Here is a 15,533-nt window from a genome sequence, read left to right on the forward strand (position 1 = left end):
TGTGCGCGGGTGGGGATCGTGAGATCGCGGTCACGCGACGCGAAGGACCGCGACGGCGCAGGAGACCGGGTCACGAGTGTACTCTTCCACGCCGGCCGGTGTGGAAGACCCACTGAGGAGGAAGCGATGAGCGCGAAGAACCCCGGAGGATTCACGGCCGAGGAACGGGCCGCGATGAGGGAGCACGCCCGGGAGCGCAAGGCCGAAGAGCGTGCCAGGAAGAGCCGGGAGGAGGGCGAACGCGCCGTGCTCGCCAAAATCTCCGAGATGTCCGAGCCCGACAGGACCATGGCCGAACGTCTCCACGAGATCGTCATGCAGAACGCCCCGGAGCTCACACCCAGAACCTGGTACGGAATGCCCGCCTACGCCAGGGACGGCAGGGTCCTCTGCTTCTTCCAGAGCGCGCAGAAGTTCAAGACGCGGTACGCCACGCTCGGTTTCAGCGATGCGGCGAAGCTCGACGATGGCGCGATGTGGCCGACCTCTTTCGCGCTGAAGGAACTGTCCGCCGCCGAAGAGGCGAGGATCATCGGGCTCCTGAAAAAGGCCCTGGGCTGAAAAACGAAACCCCCGGTTCATACCGGGGGTTCTGACTTCTGTGAGCCGCCCAGGACTCGAACCTGGAACCTAGAGATTAAGAGTCTCTTGCTCTGCCAATTGAGCTAGCGGCCCGTGCAGCGGCAATTATACCAGCCGTCTCTACCGTTTGTAGGAGCTGGCCGGAGGGGTTGCGGGAGGAGAGCGCGCGGCATATAATGAATGCAGCATACAGCGGCTCACCGGGAGCACGCTAAGGGCCGGAAGAGGGTTCTCCCTTTTGTGAAGACCGGCCCTTTTTCTGTGTGGGCTTTATACTAGTTGGCTGTGGGATCTCATTCGGGAGGGAAGGACTGCCATACACGCTGAAGAGCTGAAGGAGCTGGAAGGCGAGTCGGTGCTGCTGCGTCCCCCGCGTCCCTCGGACGTGGAGGTGGTCTACGAGTGGGATCGTGACCCCGAGCTCGCGGCCTGGAACGGGCGTCCGCCGCTCTCGATCTCGCTGGAGGCCGCGCGCAGGGACTACCTGGTTCGCTGGCGGGAGCCGGGGGTCAGGACCTTCATCATCGAGGCGGGCGGGGAGCCTGTGGGGATGGCCACCCTTTACGACTTCAGGAACGGCGGGTGCGACCTCGGCATCAAGATAGGCCCCAAAACCGAGCGCGGGAAGGGGTATGCGAGCGAGGCCGTCAGGCTCCTCGTGGAGTACGCGTTCAACGAGCTCGGGCTCAGGGTGGTGCGGGGGTCCACACTCGCGCACAACCACCGCATGCAGCGGGTCTTCGAGAAGTGCGGCTTCCGCGAGGTGGGGGATGGCGCCCTGATCAGCCGCTTCGACAACCGCCGATACACCGAACTCTTCTACGAGCGGCGTAGAGAGGGCGCCTGACTCCATCCTTCTCCGAGGCTCTCCTCGAGGAACCTTATGACCTTCGGCCAGGAATCCGCGCTGGCCCGGGCGTTCGCCTCCATGCTGCCTCCGTGCAGCAACGGTCCCGTCCTGTTCGTAACCGCGGGCAGGTACGGAACGCCTATGGAGTGCCCCGCCCCCTCGTAGCACAGGTGCTCGTGGCGGAAGGGATGTCCCCGGGACTCCATGCGGGCGATCGCCAGATCGGCCAGCCGGTTCGAGGGCACCAGCCTGTCGTCGGTGCCGGAGATGAGCAGGACCGGACCCGCTATCCTCTCCACCGGGATCGCGCCGTTCGAGACGGCCCTCTCGTCCTCGAGCGGCCTCTCCTGCACGAAGCGCGGGGCGAAGCCTCTCTGCTTCAGCGCCCGCAGAAACAGCTCGGAGATCTCCCTGAGGCTGAAGTGTATCTCCACGAACGGCAGCGGCTCCCCGCCCAGCGTCCACGAGGAGCGGAGCGCCTGCCTCGGGTGCCACCTCAGGTAGATGCCGGGCCAGACCACGGAGCTCGGGACATAACCCACGACCGCGCGAATCCTCTCGCCGTAGGTCGCCCCGAGCAGCAGCGCGAGCTCTCCGCCCTTGGAGATCCCGAGCACCCCCGTCCGTCCCGGGGAGACGGCCGGGTGGCTCTCCAGCCAGGAGAGCGCCCGCTCGCAGTACTCGAGCGGGATCTCGACGAGCGCCCGGGGCAGCGTCCCGTTCCTGTAGTAGGCGAGCGCGAGGGCGGCGAAACCGTGCGAGGCCAGCAGCGCGGCCCTGTCCTCCCCGACCGTGCCGCCCACCCCGCCCAGGATGAGAACCGCCGGCGCGGGCTCTTCCCGCACGGGATGGAAGAAGGTGCCGACGAGGCCTTCCTCCGTGACCTCCTCGCGCACCACGCTGCCGTCTTCCGGGATGGCGAGCCTCTTCAAGGACGTGCTCGCCAGCGGCCATCCGTCCTCCTCGACGGTGAGGCGGACCGTGATCGGCGCGAGGGTGTGCCAGACGAACCTTACCCCCTCGGGCCTGCGCGAGCCCTCCGGGAGCATCGACCAGAAGAGCCCCATCGGATCGGGTTCCCGATAGGTGCCCGAGAGCGGACGCGCCTCTCGCAGGTTCACCTCTCCCCGCCCGTCCGCCTCGAAGCAGGCCCACGAGCTCCATCCTCTCCCGCGCTCGTCTCTCGTCCGCGCGCGCAGCGTGACCCTGCTGCGGGGGTTCAGACCGGTCACCCTGATGCTCACCGGCCTGTCCTTCATCGCCACCTGCGGGCTCGCTTCCAGTCGGCAACGGCGGAGCACGCGAGAGATTCTACTACCGGCACCGCCCGCAGAAGCGATTACAATAACATGGCGGTGATCACGCAGATAAACCTCGACGTCCGCAGAAGGGGCGCGATGAGCGGGGTGCTCACCCTCGGGAGCCTAGACCCCGCCTTCGCAGCCGCCGCCAGGCTCGATAGCGGACCCATGGTGCTCGACCTGAGGAGCGTGGAGTTCGTCGAACCCGCCGGGCTGTGCGGGCTCGCCGTGCTCCTGGAGAAGCTGCTCGAAGACTCCGGGGAAGTGGGCCTCTCGCTCTCGAGACGGGACGTCGCTGCCTACCTGGAGAGGATGGATTTCTTCAGGCTCTTCGGGGAGCGGGTGCGGGTCAACCTCGACCTCTCCCCGCTCGAGGAGCGAAGGAGGCGGGATCCCGGAACCCTGCAGGAGCTGGTCAACTTCCACACCGAGGAAGAGATCCCCGCCATCATCCAGAGGATCTCGGACATCCTCGAGAACCGGGGTTACCTGCTGCGCGAGCGGGTCGCGGTCTGCTCGGTCCTCTCCGAGGTCTGCTCGAACGCCACCGAACACAGCGCCTCCCCCTGCGGGGCCTTCGCCGCAGTGCAGGCCTACCAGCACATCGTAAGCGGCGCCCGCCGCAGGGGGGAGGAGGTCCTCATAGCCATCGCCGACGGCGGCGTCGGCATCCGCAGGACGCTCCTGCGCAACCCCGCCCTGGCGGAGCACGTCGTCACCGACAACGACGCCCTGCGCCACGCGCTCGAGATGGGCGTTTCGGGGACCGGAGAGGTTGGCCGCGGTGGCGGCCTCACCCTGGTCGCCCAGATCGCCACCCGCTCCGGCGGTTCCCTCTCGCTGCGCAGCGGCACCGGACGCGTGACCGTCTACGAGAGCCGCAGAAACTCACGCAACGTCCCCGACTTTCCCGGTACCTTCGTCCGCGTCTCCCTCCCCCGCCTCGCCACCGGGGACGGACGTAGAGGATGATCCACACCATTTCACCCTTGCTTTACGGCCACCCGGCGGGTACAATATCCTCAAATGATTTCACTGAGTACAGTGAGGACGGGATCAGTGGATGAGGGCCGGGCGCGGCGCGTCTTCGACGTGGCGGAGGCCGGGGGGCGTCTGATGGTCACCCGGCGCGCGGGCCGCGAGGTGCGCGAGGCGATCGAACGTGTGCTCGGCGAGATGCCCGACGGGCAGACGCTCTACGTGGACACCCGTGGGGTGGAGATGATGGACTACTCCTTCGCCGACGAGGCGATCGGGATCCTCATCTCGCGGGTCGCGGCGGGGGAGTACGGAGAGCGGCGGGTGGTGCTGATCGAGAGGGACCGTGACCTGCTGGAGAACGTCGAGGCCTCGCTCAGGCAGCGCTCTCTCGCTCTTCTCAGGGTGGAAGATCCCGGGGCGAATCCGGACCTCGTGGGTTCTCTCCCGGACCACCTCGTGGAGACCCTCAAAGCCATCTACGCCGGCGGGCCGATCACCAACGCCGCGCTCGCCGCCCGGCTCGGGATCAACCACACCGCCTGCAACAACCGCGCCGCCAGGCTCGCCCGGCTCGGCCTCATCCGCCGGCGCGTCGAGACCGCAGCCCCCGGAGGACGTCAGTACACCTACGAAGGGATAGCTTAGTGTCTCTATTTGACTTCAGTCTCACCAAGTTCAGTGAGGATAATAGAGAGGAGGTACGAAGGTGAGAGAGGAGCACATGATCGAGCGCGGGGGCCGCAGGTACGTGCTGTACGCCGGGCTTCTGGACGAGGCGCACTCGCGGGGTCTCAGGAGCATCGAGACGGAGTTGCTTCAGGCGCCGAGTGCGGAGAACGGCCATCTGGCGATCGTACGGGCGGTGGTGAGGACCGAGGACGGGCGGTTCAGCGGGATAGGCGATGCCAGCCCTGAGAACGTGAGCCGGGCGATCGCGCCGCATCTGATCCGGATGGCCGAGACCCGGGCTAAGGCGCGGGCTCTCCGGGATGCGATCAACGTCGGCGTCACGGCCTTCGAGGAGCTCAGCGAGGGGGAGGAGGCGGTGGAGCAGGCCCTGCAGCAGCGGGGGCAGCGTGACGAGGGGCGTGCGGAGCTTCCGGCGACCCGCAAGCAGCTCAACTATCTGGAGGCCCTCATCTCCGACGTGGTCGAGGACGGGGTTCCGAAGTTCGAGGAGATGGTCGGTAAGCGCGTCTCCGAGCTCACCCGCGAGGAGGCCTCCGAGTGGATAAGCCGCCTCTCCGGTAGGGCCGCGTAGATGGGGCGGGCGTGGGTCTCGGTGTGGGCGGAGGAGGGGGAGGTCCGCTACGAGGAGGACCTTCCCTCCTGCTGCCGGGAAGAGGCCGGCCGCACGCGTGAGGAAGGGTTCGAGTGCCCTGCGTGCGGGGCCCGGTGGGGGATTCCCATCCCCGCTGAGCCAGAAGGCTGCGGCTTCGTGGAGTTCGGAGAGCGCCGGGGGGCGGCCTGAGTTTCCTTTCGACGAGGAGGTATCAGAGGGCATGAAGAGACCCGGAAGAAGGGCGTTGCGTCCAGACACCGTGCTCGCTCCGGTCGGGAGGCCGCGGGAGGAGATCTACATAAAGGATCTTCCGGCGTGCTGTCTGCGGTCTCTCAAGGAGAGCGTCGTCCTGAAGGAAGAGCGGAGAAAGCTCGCATTACGCTGTGGAACCTGCGGGCGCGAGTGGTGGGTGACCTCCAGTCTCGACGAGCGTGTACTGCAAAGCTTCGTCACCCACGCGGGGGCGCGCGTCGGCGGCGGGAGTCATCCGGCGGCCTGAAGGAGGAGAGAGGTGGAGTATCGCGACACGCTCACGCAGTATCTTGCCAGCATCCAGGACCACGAGCTCCTCGATGCCCGACAGGAGCGCGAGCTCGCCCGCCGGGTACGCTCCGGCGACCCGGCGGCGAGGCGCAGGCTCGTAGAGTCCAACCTCCGGCTGGTCGTCTCGATAGCCAAGAAGTATCGGGGGAGGGGGGTACCATTCGAGGACCTCATCCAGGAGGGAAACTCCGGCCTCATAAAGGCCGTGGAACGTTTCGACCCCGAGATGGGAAACCGCTTCTCCACCTACGCGACCTGGTGGATCCGACAGGCCATAACCCGCTCCATCGCCGACCACGGCCGCACGGTGCGGCTGCCGGCGCACGTGGTCGATTCCCTCTTCCGGCTGCGGCGGATCGAGGCGGCCCTGAGCGTCGAGCTCGGGCGTGAGCCGACGGACGAGGAGCTCTCCGAACGTCTCGGGGTGGAACCGGCCGAGGCCCGCAGGCTGCGGGAGGTCGGCCAGCCCATAAGCAGCGTCAACGTCAGGATGTCCGAAGACGGGGCGGAGATGGGAGAGCTGCTGCCCGACGAGAGCAGCCACGCCGACTACGAGCGGGTCGAGGCCGCTGGGTGGGAGGAGGCCCTGGACGAAGCCATAGAATCCCTGCCTGAGCGGGAGGCGCGCATCCTCCGGTTGCGCCACGGGCTGGGCGGGGAAGGCAGACCCCTGACGCTGCGCGAGGTCTCCGAGCGGCTCGGCATCTCCCAGGAGCGGGCCCGGCAGGTCGAGATAAAGGCCCTGCGGACCATCCGGACCAGCCGGCACGCCGGGTTGCTGCGCCAGGCGCTGCTCTCCGAAGCCGTCTGAGGACGTAGACCTCTTGTACCGGCGTGCTCCTGTGGGTACCCTTCTCTCTCAGGCGTACGAGCGGAGAAGGGGGCCTGGCGTTGGAGGTGAAGGAACACGCGGCGGAGATATTCAGGGAGCTCGGCGGAGAGGTTCTCTCCGGCTATCCCGCCATCCACTCCCCGGTATTCAGGACCGCCTCCGGGACGCCCTACCTGCGCGCGCCGGGCGTCGTGATGGTCGCCAAGCCCCAAACGAACCTGGAGGGGCTTGCGGGGTTCCTGGAGGGGTTCGACGCCGGGTTGGGTTTCACGCAGTACGTCCGCGATCCCATCCGGCTCCCCGACTCCTCCCAGCTCTGCAAGAGCGCCGGACAGATCTGCTACATGTCCTTCGGGCCCCGGCGCACGAAGAACGATAACGCCGCCGGCTACTTCGAGCGGCTCGTCTCCTCCGGGCACGGCTCCGTTCTTGAGCACGCGAACTTCAGCTTCCTCCTCTACGGCATCAGCCGCAGCACGACCCACGAGCTGGTCAGGCACAGGGCCGGCGTCGGCTTCTCGCAGGTGAGCCAGCGCTACGTCTCCGGGAACGTCCTGCGCTTCGTCGAGAGGCCCGAATACCGCCAGGACGACGAGCTGCACCGCCTCTTCGAGGAGAGGATAGACCGGGCGCGGCGGGAGTACGAGGAGCTGGCGGAGAGGTTGATCGGGCTGCAGAGCGAAGGCGACGCCGCGCTCTCCGCGGACTACAGGACCGACGCCCGCAAGAAGGTGCAGCAGACCGCCCGCTCGCTTCTGCCGAACGAGACCGAGGCGCCGATGATCTTCACCGGCAACGTCCGTGCGCTGCGCCACATCATCGAGATGCGCGCCGACGCTCACGCCGAGAGCGAGATCCGGGCCCTCGCCGTCAGGCTCTTCCTGTGCCTCGTGATCTCCGACCCGATCCTCTTCGGCGACTACGAGATCTCGGAGCTCCCCGACGGGAGCCACACCGTCTCCACGCCCTACAGAAAAGCCTGAAAAAAGCAGAAAGGGTTCAGGAAGAGCCGAGCGCCTCGAGCAGCCGGGCTTCGGCCGAGGCGACCTCTTCGTCCTCGATCCGCCGGAAGAGGGGCTCGGCCCCCGAGGAGCGATATCTCTCCGGGAACTCGAGGTCGAGTACGCGCTCCACCGGCCCCGTGAAGAACCCCTCCAGGCGCTCTATCGCGTCCGGCACGTACGGGGCTGCGTGGTAGGCGATGGACCCCAGCAGAGCGCAGCAGGCGTACAGCGTGGTCCGCGCGCGTTCCGGGTCCTCCTTGCGGGTGCGCCAGGGGGCCTCGGCGTCGAAGAAGCGGTTCGCCCGCCGGCCGAGCGCCAGCAGCTCGGCGAAGGCCTCCCGGGGGCGGCGGGCGCGCATCCTCTCCTCGTAGCGGGCCTCGATCCGCCGGAAGTCCTCCAGCGCCTCGAGCGCCTCGGGCGGCATCTTCGGCGGCCGCTTCAGCTCCCCGCCGAAGTAGCGCTCGGTGAACGAGAGCGTGCGGTTTACGTAGTTGCCCAAAGTTCCGATGAGGTCCGAGTTGACCCGCTCCTGGAAGTCGTGCCAGGAGAAGTTCACGTCCCCGGTCTCCGGGAGGGTGGAGGCCAGGTAGAAGCGCAGCGGATCTGCGGGGAAGCGGTCGAGCGCCTCGTGCAGCCAGACGGCGAGGTTGCGGCTCGTCGACATCTGAACCGCCCGCCGCTCGCCGTCGACGACAACCTCGAGGTTCATGAACTCGTTCGCCGGAACGTCGTAGGGGAGGACCCACTCCTCCGGGCCGCCCTCCGAGGCGCCCATCAGCATCGCGGGCCACATCGTCGTGTGGAAGACCGTGTTGTCCTTGCCGATGAAGTGGATGAGCTTCGTGTCCGGCTCCTGCCAGTACTCGCGCCAGCGGTCGGGCTCGCCCACCCGCTCGGCCCACTCCTGGGTGGAGGAGACGTAGCCTATCGGGGCGTCGAACCAGACGTAGAAGCGCTTGTCCTCGAAACCCGGCTCCGGAACCGGCACACCCCACGAGATGTCCCGCGTGATCGGCCGGCGCTCGAGGCCGCCCTCGATCATGCTGAGGATGAAGTTCTTCACCGACTCGCGCCAGTGCTCCTGGTTTTCTACCCACTCCCTGAGCCTCTGCGAGAACTTCGGCAGCTCGAAGTAGAGGTGGGTCGTCTCCCGGACCTCGACCGGGCCGCCGGTGATCTTGGAGTGCGGGTCTATGAGCTCGTACGCCTCGTACCAGCTGCCGCAGTTGTCGCACTGGTCGCCTCTGGCCTCCCGGTAGCCGCAGACCGGGCAGGTCCCCTCGACGTAGCGGTCCGGCAGGAAGCGGCCCTCGGTCGGGCTGTACATCTGTTTGGAGGCCGCCTCGGAGATGTAGCCCCCGTCCTTGAGCTTACGGTAGAAGTCCTGGGTGTTCTTCGCGTGCAGCAGGGTCGAGGTGCGGGAGAAGTTGTCGAAGCTGATCCTGAAGCGGGAGAAGGTCTCTTTCATGTGCGCGTACCAGTAGTCGACAACCTGCCTCGGGCTCTTGCCCTCGCGCTCGGCGGTGAGCGTGATCGGGACGCCGTGCTCGTCGGTGCCGCAGATGTAGAGCACGTCCTCCCCGCGCATCCTCAGGTAGCGCACGAAGATGTCCGCCGGGAGGTACGCACCGACGATCTGACCGACGTGCAGCGCCCCGTTGGCGTAGGGGAGCGCCGAGGTTACCAGGTACCTGCCTTCTCTCGCTCTCTCCATGGCGCTAAGCATAGCATCTGCCAGCGTGGTTCGATAAGCCCGCTCCGTGCTAACATGCTTTTCCGTATGAACCTGCTTGAGTGTGTTCCCCCGAGGGAGACGTCGTGTCCGAGATCCAGCGCGCGAGGGTGAGCGTGCCGCGGATCGAATTCAGGAGGGTGGTGCCCGATGCCTCACCTCCCGCCCGGGCCCACGCCGGTGACGCCGGCTACGATCTCAGGGCGCTCGAGGCGGCGGAGATCCCGCCCGGAGGCCGGGTCCTGGTGCGCACCGGGATCTGCGTGGCGATCCCCACCGGGTACGCCGGGCTCGTGCTGCCGCGCAGCGGGCTCGCCGCCCGGCACGGTATCTCGCTGGTCAACGCGCCGGGCCTCATAGACTCCGGCTACCGCGGGGAGATAAAGGTGCCCCTGATCAACCACGACTCCGCCGAGGGCTTTCGCCTGGAGGCCGGGATGAGGATCGCCCAGCTCGTCGTGGTGAGGGTCCCCGAGGTCTCCTTCGTCGAGGTTGAAGAGCTGGGCGCCTCGACCGACGGGCGCGGCGAGGGAGGGTTCGGATCATCGGGGATGAGGTGAGGTTCCTCTGTGACGCGATGCTCGGCTCCCTGGCGAAGTGGCTCCGGGCGGCCGGATACGACGCGTACTACGCGAGGGAGGGGACCGACACCTCAGATCGCCACCTCGCGGAGAAGGCGCTCTCGGAGGGAAGGGTGCTCCTGAGCAGCGACGCGGACTTCCTCGAGCGGAAGCCCGTGCGCGAGGGGCGGTTGCGCTTCGTACGCATCCCGCAGAACCTGCCGGTCGAGGAGCAGCTCGCCCTGGTCGTACGCTCCTTCTCCCTAGAACGCCGCGCGCCGCGGTGCATGGAGTGCGGCGGGGATCTCACGGAGGTCTCCGCCGAAACCGTGGCCGGGCGCATCCCGCCCGGGGTGAGGCGCGAGCAGCGGCGGTTCTACGCCTGCCGCGGGTGCGGGCGTGTCTTCTGGTACGGCTCGCACTGGCGCAGGATAGGCGGGCGTCTGGAGAGGGTGTTCGGGTGAGGATCTGCCTGGTCTCTCCGTACTCCTGGTCTTTCCCCGGAGGGGTGCTCGAGCACGTGGACGCGCTCGCCACCCAGATGGAGCGCAGGGGGCACCGCGTGTGCGTGATGGCGCCGAACGACCCCCTCGACGTGCGCACCCGCCTTTTGCACCCGAAGCTCGGGCGGCACGGACCGCTGCCGCCGCGGGTCGAGCCGGTGGGGAGATCGGTGCCGGTCCCGATGAACGGCTCGCTCGCGAACCTGGCGTTCTCGCCGTCGGCGTGGGGTGCGGTGCGGAGGGCAGTGCGACGTCAGATGCCGGACGTGATGCACGTCCACGAGCCGCTCGTGCCCGTCGTCTCTTGGGCCGCGCTCGCCGCGGCCGAGGCCTATCGTATCCCCGTCGTCGGGACCTTCCACGCGAACTACCCCGAGAGGGGCGTTTATTACCGCGCCTTCCGGACCGTCAAACGGGCGGCGGATCCGATGGACCGGGCCGGCAGGATAGTGAAGGTGAGGGTGGCGGTCTCCCCGGCGGCGGCGAGGACGGCCTCCAGATATTTCCCCGGGGAGTACAGGATCGTCCCGAACGGGGTGGATACGAGGCGCTTCGCACCCCCCGCCTCCCCGAGGCGAGACCCGGACCGGGTGCTCTTCGTCGGGCGCCCGGAGGCGCGCAAGGGCCTTCCGGTGCTCCTGCGGGCGTTCGAGGAGGTGCTCGACGAGGTGCCGGGTGCGCACCTGGAGATCGTGGGCAGCCGCCCAGAGGACGTGAAGATCCCGAAGAGGTTGCTCTCGAGCGTAAGGGTGCGGGGGATGCTCGACGAGAGGGAGCTCGTCGGGGCGATGCACGCGGCGAGCGTGCTGTGCGCACCTTCGATCCGCTCGGAGTCCTTCGGGGTCGTCCTGATCGAGGCGCTCGCCGCCGGGCTCCCGGTGCTCGCGAGCGACATCCCGGGTTACGACTCGGTGATCACACGCGGCCGGGACGGCATCCTCGTGCCGCCGGGCGACCCGCGGGCGCTGGCGCGGGAGCTGGTGCGGCTTTTGCGCGACCCGGAGCTCCGCGCGCGGCTCGCAGCAGAGGGGCTCATCACGGCCCGCCGCTACGACTGGCCCCAGATCGCCTCGGAGATCGAAGAGATCTACCGCTCGCTGCTCGGGGGATGAAGGCCGGCACCCACGCCGTGTTCGGGGTTGCGGCGCTCGCGGGCGCGGCGCTGGTGGCGGGGTTCGATCCGCCGCTCTACGTCTATCCTGCGGCGGTGGTGGCGGCCTGGCTGCCGGACTTGGACAACCCCCGCAGCACCCTCGGCAACGGCCTCAGCCGGAGGAAGAGCCCGCTGCTCGATGCGCTCACGCGCCCGGTGAGCTGGGTGTTGAGGTTGGTATCGTTCGTCCTCGTCCACACCGTCGGCCACCGCACGCTCACCCATTCGCTCTTCGGGCTCGCGGTCTTCGGGGTCGTGGTGAGCTACTTCTTCGGGGGACATCCGGAGCTCGCCGCGGCGCTCGTCGCCGGCTACGCCTCGCACGTCTTCGCGGACGCGCTCAACACCCGCGGGGTGCCGCTTCTCTGGCCGCTGGGACGCCCCTTCCGGCTCCTGCCGGGGGGGATCAGATCCGGCGGCCTCGCCGAGGCGGTGGTCGCGTTCGCGGTCGCGCTTCTGGCCGCTTTGGGGCTATGGCTCCTCTACGCCCCCGGCCTCCCTCTCTAGCCAGCGCAGGGCTTCGACGCTCGCGGGGTGGGTCTGCCTGCCGCGCTTCTCGTTGTAAGAGATGGCGGTGCGCAGCGACTCGGCGGCGGCAGCGGCGAGGTCGCCCTCCGCGAGCTTTCTGAGCCGGCCCACGCTCGGGTAGTCGCGTCCGGGCTCTATCTTGTCGGCGACGTACAGGGCGAGCGCGAGCGGGCCCATCCCCGCCGCGCCGGTGGTGTGCACCCGGATGGCGTCCAACACCTCCTCGTCGGTGAGCCCGAGCCTGCGGCGGGCCATCTCGGCGGCGACCGGGCCGTGCAGGAGCTTGGGGTTCTCCCGCTCCCAACCGTCCACGGGGAGTTTCCACTCCCCGGCCAGCCTCAGGAGCTCGGCTCCGCCCATGTCGCGGGCGGCGTCGTGCAGCAGCCCGGCGAGGCGCGCCCGCGCGGGGTCGATGTTGTGCCGGTACGCCAGATCCTCCGCCGTGCGCGCCACCCGCAGCGTGTGGGCGTAGCGCTTCTCGGAGAGCAGCGAGCGGACGAACTCCTCAGCCTCCTGCGGTGTCATGTCCTTCGCCATGCGAGGGATTGTAGAATAGAAGCGCATGCACGAGAGAGAGACCATTGAGAGCGCCGAGGTTCTCGCGATCGGTACCGAGATGCTCCTCGGGGAGCTGGTGGATACGAACACCGCCTGGATCAGCCGCCGGCTCGCGGCGCTCGGCGTCGGGATCTACCGTCACACGACCGTAGGGGACAACCTCGGGCGCATCGCGGCCGCCCTGCAGGAGGCGGCCTCGCGGGCGGACCTCGTGATCACCACCGGCGGCCTCGGGCCCACCTCGGACGACCTCACCAACGAGGCGCTGGCGCGCGCCACGGGACGAAGGATGGTCGAGTACGCGGAGGCCCGCGAGCACGTCGAGCGCAAGTTCCGGGAGTTCGGGCGCAAGCCCTCGCCCTCCAACTACAAGCAGGCGCTCTTCCCCGAAGGAACCACCCTCATCCCGAACCCGCTCGGGACCGCGATGGGCGCGCTGCTCGAGAGCGACGGTACGCTCTTCGCCACGCTGCCCGGCGTCCCGCAGGAGATGCGGGGGATGTTCGAGGAGACGCTGGTACCCCTGATCCGGGAGCGCAGCGAGGGCGCTATAGTCTCCAGGACGCTGTGGTTCGTCGGGCTCGGGGAGTCGGCGCTCGCCGAGCGGGTGCAGGATCTGCTCGACGCCGAGAACCCCACCGTCGCCCCGCTCGCCGGGCAGGGCAAGGTGAGGCTGCGGATCACCGCCCGCGCCGCCACCCCCGAGGAGGCGGAGGGTCAGATAGAGCCGGTCGCACGCGAGATCCTCTCCCGACTCGGGCGCTACTACTTCGGGGAGGACGAGGAGACCCTGGAGAGCGTCGTGGGCAGGCTCCTCACCGAGAAGGGCAGGACCCTCGCTCTGGCCGAGAGCTGCACCGGGGGGCTCCTCGCCAAGCGCCTCACGGACATACCTGGATCCTCGCGCTACTTCAAGGAGGGCCTCGTGACCTACTCGAACGAGGCCAAGGAACGCCTGCTCGGCGTCCCCCGCGAGTTGCTCGTCCGGTACGGCGCCGTGAGCGAGGAGGTGGCCCGGGCGATGGCCGAGGGCGTGAGGAGGCTCGCGGGCTCCGACTACGGCCTCTCCGTGACGGGCATCGCCGGCCCGGAGGGCGGCACGCCCGAGAAACCGGTCGGTCTGGTGTGGGTCGGCCTCGCCGACGCCGGGGGCACCCGCGCGGAGAAACTCAACCTCACCGCCTGGAGCCGCTCGCGGGAAGCGATCCGGGAGCGCAGCGCCAGCGGTGCGTTCGACCTGCTGCGCCGCCGTCTTGAGGGGAAGATCTGAAAACCCACCCTTGCCCCTCACGGGACGGGGTAGTACACTTCCTCCCAGTTGGCGGCACGGAAAGGAGGTGATCCAGATAGACGCACCGAGTAGCAGTCGCGGGTATCTTCTGGGAGAGGTGGCACTGACCTAGCCCCCAAAATCCCGCGGGAACCCTGGGTCACCCCGCCTCTTCGGTAGTTGCAGGCGGCGTGCCGACGACAGGATACCTCGCGAGACTCGAAAGGGTACGGCCCCCGGAAGTTGCTTCCGGGGGTTGTTTTTTGCCTGCCTGCACCGGTTCCTAATCGTGTTGCACGTTTTCCCCCTCCGTGCGCGAGCGTACTTCGTCTATCGTCCGCAGGATGAGGTCCAGGGTCGGGTTGGGCCTCTCGGAGCGCTCGCCGAGTACGCAGACCTCCGCCGGCAGGAGCGGGTCTAGCGGCAGCCCTATCCACGAGGGCGCTCCCGGCGGGGATCGCCCGCCGGAGCAGCTGTAGATGACGAGGTCGGGCGACATCTCCCGCACCATCTCGTCCAGACGCGCGAGATCCCCGCTCGCGAGCTCGACCTCCGGGCGCAGGATCTCGATGGCCCCGGCGATCACGTCCCGGTAGACCCGGTATCTTTCGTCGAACGAGATGAGTATGCGCGTTTCGAGCCGAGCCTCTCGTGTATAGCTGTTCCGTTAATTCTACAGGTGGCTTATCTCCGGAACCTGGAGCAATTCATCCGCCCTCCGCGATCTTCATGAAGGCCGACACCATCTCTTCGATCCGTCCCGAGGCGTTGAGGATCACGCACCCGTCGCCGGTCTTTCCCGGAGCCGGTATCTCTCCGGTAGTGAGCCCGACCAGTGGTATCCCGGAGAGCCAGTCCAGCTTCTTCCCCGGCTCCCCTCGGTCCTCCGGCGGGAGGGTGTCGAGATCCAGGACGACCAGATCCGGCACCTCCCCGACCTCCTGCAGGAGCGAGCGGGCCTCGGCGAGGCAAGAGGCGTGCAGGCTGTGCCCGAAGCTGGTCTTCCACTGCAGGAGAAGGGCGAGCGCTTCGCGGAACAGTTCGTTCTCGTGGACGAGGAGGACACATCTGGTCCCGGTGGCCCCTCCCGGCGGTTTCGTGTGTGTGTTCATGGTGGATGCCTCCCTGCTCTTCGGCTCTCGCGTGCAAGCGCGCCATGACCGGTTCTCTCCGCCGGGAGGTGCTATCCGGGGTGTTCGATGTTCGGAGAGAGCGTACCGGATGGTTTCTGCTCGTCGCCGTTGGGGTGCGGAAGGAGCGGGAATTTCGACGGCAGCTTCGCTGTCGGTGCCGGGATCGCCACGAGTGTCTGGAGGGGGATATTCTCGAGTGGTGAGCTCGCCGCCCCGCTTTGCACGCCGCCGGCGAACGGGACGTGTTGCAGCGGGGTCCGAGACCCGGCCCCCCACGTGTCGACCCGCGTGGCGGGGATCGTCTCCGCCACGCGCCGACCAGGATTAGAACCCACGGTCGTGGGGCAGCCCCGGAGGCTCTCGGGTTCTCTGAGCGGGATCAGCCGTAGCATGGAAGCCGCCCGGCCCGGGGTGCTTCCGGGGGGCGTCAGGTATGCTTGCCCGGCCGGAACGTGCTTTTCGGCAGGGTACGATGTGCCCGGCGGGTGGGAGTCACCGACCGCCCCATCCTGCCGGTCGGGAGCAGCGAGCTGGGCTGTTTTCGGGGTCTGCGGCGGAGCGTGCGGCATGTTCCCCTCCGTTCTGCCGGCGGGGCCGGAGGTGTCCGGAGGAGCGGCGGGTCCCTCCGAGGGTGTCCCGTGTTGACGGGGTGTGACCGTGCGGTTCCCGGAGGGTGGTGCAGGTCCGGGGGGGGCGCCACCCTTCACGGCAGGGCCGGGGC

General features: G+C 68.2%; 20 protein-coding genes and 1 tRNA gene. 14 read left to right on the top strand and 7 right to left on the bottom strand.

Annotated features, from left to right (window positions below; all coding sequences use genetic code 11):
• Positions 1-126 precede the first annotated feature (126 nt).
• Positions 127-561: an iron chaperone gene (locus PJB24_RS02940; protein ID WP_273842505.1), complete on the top strand. Its 435-nt coding sequence runs from the start codon at positions 127-129 to the stop codon at positions 559-561.
• Positions 562-602: 41 nt separating this feature from the next.
• On the opposite strand, the gene PJB24_RS02945 is transcribed toward PJB24_RS02940, so the two are convergent.
• A tRNA-Lys gene (locus PJB24_RS02945) sits at positions 603-675 on the bottom strand.
• Between the two features lie 262 nt (positions 676-937).
• Here PJB24_RS02945 and PJB24_RS02950 point away from each other — a divergent pair.
• Positions 938-1,429 carry a GNAT family N-acetyltransferase gene (locus PJB24_RS02950; RefSeq protein ID WP_273842507.1) on the top strand — a complete coding sequence of 164 codons (492 nt, stop codon included), beginning with the start codon at positions 938-940 and terminating at the stop codon, positions 1,427-1,429.
• Here the strand turns inward: PJB24_RS02950 and PJB24_RS02955 are convergent.
• Positions 1,402-2,691 (bottom strand): acyl-CoA thioesterase/bile acid-CoA:amino acid N-acyltransferase family protein, encoded by a 1,290-nt coding sequence (locus PJB24_RS02955; RefSeq protein WP_273842565.1) that lies wholly within the window; start codon positions 2,689-2,691, stop codon positions 1,402-1,404. The two genes, PJB24_RS02950 and PJB24_RS02955, sit on opposite strands and share 28 nt — an antisense overlap.
• Before the next feature lie 90 nt (positions 2,692-2,781).
• Between PJB24_RS02955 and PJB24_RS02960 the strand changes: the two genes are divergently transcribed.
• The 7 genes from PJB24_RS02960 (at position 2,782) to thyX (ending at position 7,354) form a co-directional block, all read left to right on the top strand.
• Positions 2,782-3,705, top strand: a complete 924-nt coding sequence (locus PJB24_RS02960) for an ATP-binding protein (protein ID WP_273842508.1) — start codon at positions 2,782-2,784, stop codon at positions 3,703-3,705.
• Between the two features lie 72 nt (positions 3,706-3,777).
• Entirely contained in the window at positions 3,778-4,359 is a 582-nt protein-coding gene (locus PJB24_RS02965; RefSeq protein WP_273842510.1) for a winged helix-turn-helix transcriptional regulator, read from the top strand.
• Positions 4,360-4,420: 61 nt separating this feature from the next.
• Positions 4,421-4,975, top strand: coding sequence for a hypothetical protein (locus PJB24_RS02970; RefSeq protein ID WP_273842514.1), 555 nt, complete (start codon positions 4,421-4,423; stop codon positions 4,973-4,975).
• Positions 4,976-5,185, top strand: a complete 210-nt coding sequence (locus PJB24_RS02975; protein WP_273842516.1) for a hypothetical protein — start codon at positions 4,976-4,978, stop codon at positions 5,183-5,185. It abuts the gene before it with no gap.
• 31 nt (positions 5,186-5,216) lie between these two features.
• A complete protein-coding gene (locus tag PJB24_RS02980; RefSeq protein WP_273842517.1) occupies positions 5,217-5,495 on the top strand; it encodes a hypothetical protein in 279 nt (92 codons plus the stop codon).
• 12 nt (positions 5,496-5,507) lie between these two features.
• A complete protein-coding gene (locus PJB24_RS02985; protein ID WP_273842519.1) occupies positions 5,508-6,350 on the top strand; it encodes a sigma-70 family RNA polymerase sigma factor in 843 nt (280 codons plus the stop codon).
• Between the two features lie 86 nt (positions 6,351-6,436).
• Positions 6,437-7,354: an FAD-dependent thymidylate synthase gene (gene thyX, locus PJB24_RS02990; protein ID WP_273842568.1), complete on the top strand. Its 918-nt coding sequence runs from the start codon at positions 6,437-6,439 to the stop codon at positions 7,352-7,354.
• 16 nt (positions 7,355-7,370) lie between these two features.
• On the opposite strand, the gene metG is transcribed toward thyX, so the two are convergent.
• The gene (gene metG, locus PJB24_RS02995) at positions 7,371-9,089 is read right to left on the bottom strand and encodes a methionine--tRNA ligase (protein ID WP_273842520.1); all 1,719 of its coding nucleotides are present in this window, start codon (positions 9,087-9,089) and stop codon (positions 7,371-7,373) included.
• Between the two features lie 104 nt (positions 9,090-9,193).
• Here metG and dut point away from each other — a divergent pair, with 104 nt between their 5' ends.
• Genes dut through PJB24_RS03015 form a run of 4 tightly spaced genes read left to right on the top strand, consistent with a single transcriptional unit; the run spans position 9,194 to position 11,830 of the window.
• Positions 9,194-9,667, top strand: coding sequence for a dUTP diphosphatase (dut, locus tag PJB24_RS03000; protein ID WP_273842522.1), 474 nt, complete (start codon positions 9,194-9,196; stop codon positions 9,665-9,667).
• Positions 9,664-10,131, top strand: coding sequence for a Mut7-C RNAse domain-containing protein (locus PJB24_RS03005; protein ID WP_273842523.1), 468 nt, complete (start codon positions 9,664-9,666; stop codon positions 10,129-10,131). The genes dut and PJB24_RS03005 overlap by 4 nt, the downstream gene beginning before the upstream one ends.
• Positions 10,128-11,282, top strand: a complete 1,155-nt coding sequence (locus tag PJB24_RS03010; protein ID WP_273842525.1) for a glycosyltransferase family 4 protein — start codon at positions 10,128-10,130, stop codon at positions 11,280-11,282. Before PJB24_RS03005 ends, PJB24_RS03010 begins: the two co-directional genes overlap by 4 nt.
• Complete coding sequence (locus PJB24_RS03015) at positions 11,279-11,830, top strand: metal-dependent hydrolase (protein WP_273842527.1); 552 nt, start codon at positions 11,279-11,281, stop codon at positions 11,828-11,830. The genes PJB24_RS03010 and PJB24_RS03015 overlap by 4 nt, the downstream gene beginning before the upstream one ends.
• Here PJB24_RS03015 and yqeK read toward each other — a convergent pair.
• Positions 11,795-12,388: a bis(5'-nucleosyl)-tetraphosphatase (symmetrical) YqeK gene (gene yqeK / locus PJB24_RS03020; RefSeq protein WP_273842529.1), complete on the bottom strand. Its 594-nt coding sequence runs from the start codon at positions 12,386-12,388 to the stop codon at positions 11,795-11,797. The two genes, PJB24_RS03015 and yqeK, sit on opposite strands and share 36 nt — an antisense overlap.
• Before the next feature lie 25 nt (positions 12,389-12,413).
• Between yqeK and PJB24_RS03025 the strand changes: the two genes are divergently transcribed.
• Positions 12,414-13,679, top strand: a complete 1,266-nt coding sequence (locus tag PJB24_RS03025) for a competence/damage-inducible protein A (RefSeq protein ID WP_273842531.1) — start codon at positions 12,414-12,416, stop codon at positions 13,677-13,679.
• A gap of 283 nt (positions 13,680-13,962) precedes the next feature.
• Here the strand turns inward: PJB24_RS03025 and PJB24_RS03030 are convergent, their stop codons facing one another.
• The 3 genes from PJB24_RS03030 to PJB24_RS03040 form a co-directional block, all read right to left on the bottom strand.
• Complete coding sequence (locus PJB24_RS03030) at positions 13,963-14,265, bottom strand: hypothetical protein (protein WP_273842533.1); 303 nt, start codon at positions 14,263-14,265, stop codon at positions 13,963-13,965.
• 121 nt (positions 14,266-14,386) lie between these two features.
• Positions 14,387-14,791 carry a response regulator gene (locus PJB24_RS03035; protein ID WP_273842535.1) on the bottom strand — a complete coding sequence of 135 codons (405 nt, stop codon included), beginning with the start codon at positions 14,789-14,791 and terminating at the stop codon, positions 14,387-14,389.
• Between the two features lie 71 nt (positions 14,792-14,862).
• Entirely contained in the window at positions 14,863-15,381 is a 519-nt protein-coding gene (locus tag PJB24_RS03040) for a hypothetical protein (RefSeq protein WP_273842537.1), read from the bottom strand.
• Between the last annotated feature and the right edge of the window lie 152 nt (positions 15,382-15,533).

The organism is Rubrobacter calidifluminis, from assembly GCF_028617075.1.
Classification (GTDB): domain Bacteria; phylum Actinomycetota; class Rubrobacteria; order Rubrobacterales; family Rubrobacteraceae; genus Rubrobacter_E; species Rubrobacter_E calidifluminis.

Coding starts and splice junctions, on each gene's coding strand:
- PJB24_RS02955 (WP_273842565.1), bottom strand. CDS start 2,691: ATGAAGGACAGGCCGGTGAGCATCAGGGTGACCGGTCTGAACCCCCGC.
- yqeK (WP_273842529.1), bottom strand. CDS start 12,388: ATGGCGAAGGACATGACACCGCAGGAGGCTGAGGAGTTCGTCCGCTCG.
- PJB24_RS02980 (WP_273842517.1), top strand. CDS start 5,217: ATGAAGAGACCCGGAAGAAGGGCGTTGCGTCCAGACACCGTGCTCGCT.
- PJB24_RS03035 (WP_273842535.1), bottom strand. CDS start 14,791: ATGAACACACACACGAAACCGCCGGGAGGGGCCACCGGGACCAGATGT.
- PJB24_RS02940 (WP_273842505.1), top strand. CDS start 127: ATGAGCGCGAAGAACCCCGGAGGATTCACGGCCGAGGAACGGGCCGCG.
- PJB24_RS02975 (WP_273842516.1), top strand. CDS start 4,976: ATGGGGCGGGCGTGGGTCTCGGTGTGGGCGGAGGAGGGGGAGGTCCGC.
- PJB24_RS03040 (WP_273842537.1), bottom strand. CDS start 15,381: ATGCCGCACGCTCCGCCGCAGACCCCGAAAACAGCCCAGCTCGCTGCT.
- metG (WP_273842520.1), bottom strand. CDS start 9,089: ATGGAGAGAGCGAGAGAAGGCAGGTACCTGGTAACCTCGGCGCTCCCC.
- PJB24_RS03025 (WP_273842531.1), top strand. CDS start 12,414: ATGCACGAGAGAGAGACCATTGAGAGCGCCGAGGTTCTCGCGATCGGT.
- PJB24_RS02960 (WP_273842508.1), top strand. CDS start 2,782: ATGGCGGTGATCACGCAGATAAACCTCGACGTCCGCAGAAGGGGCGCG.
- PJB24_RS03015 (WP_273842527.1), top strand. CDS start 11,279: ATGAAGGCCGGCACCCACGCCGTGTTCGGGGTTGCGGCGCTCGCGGGC.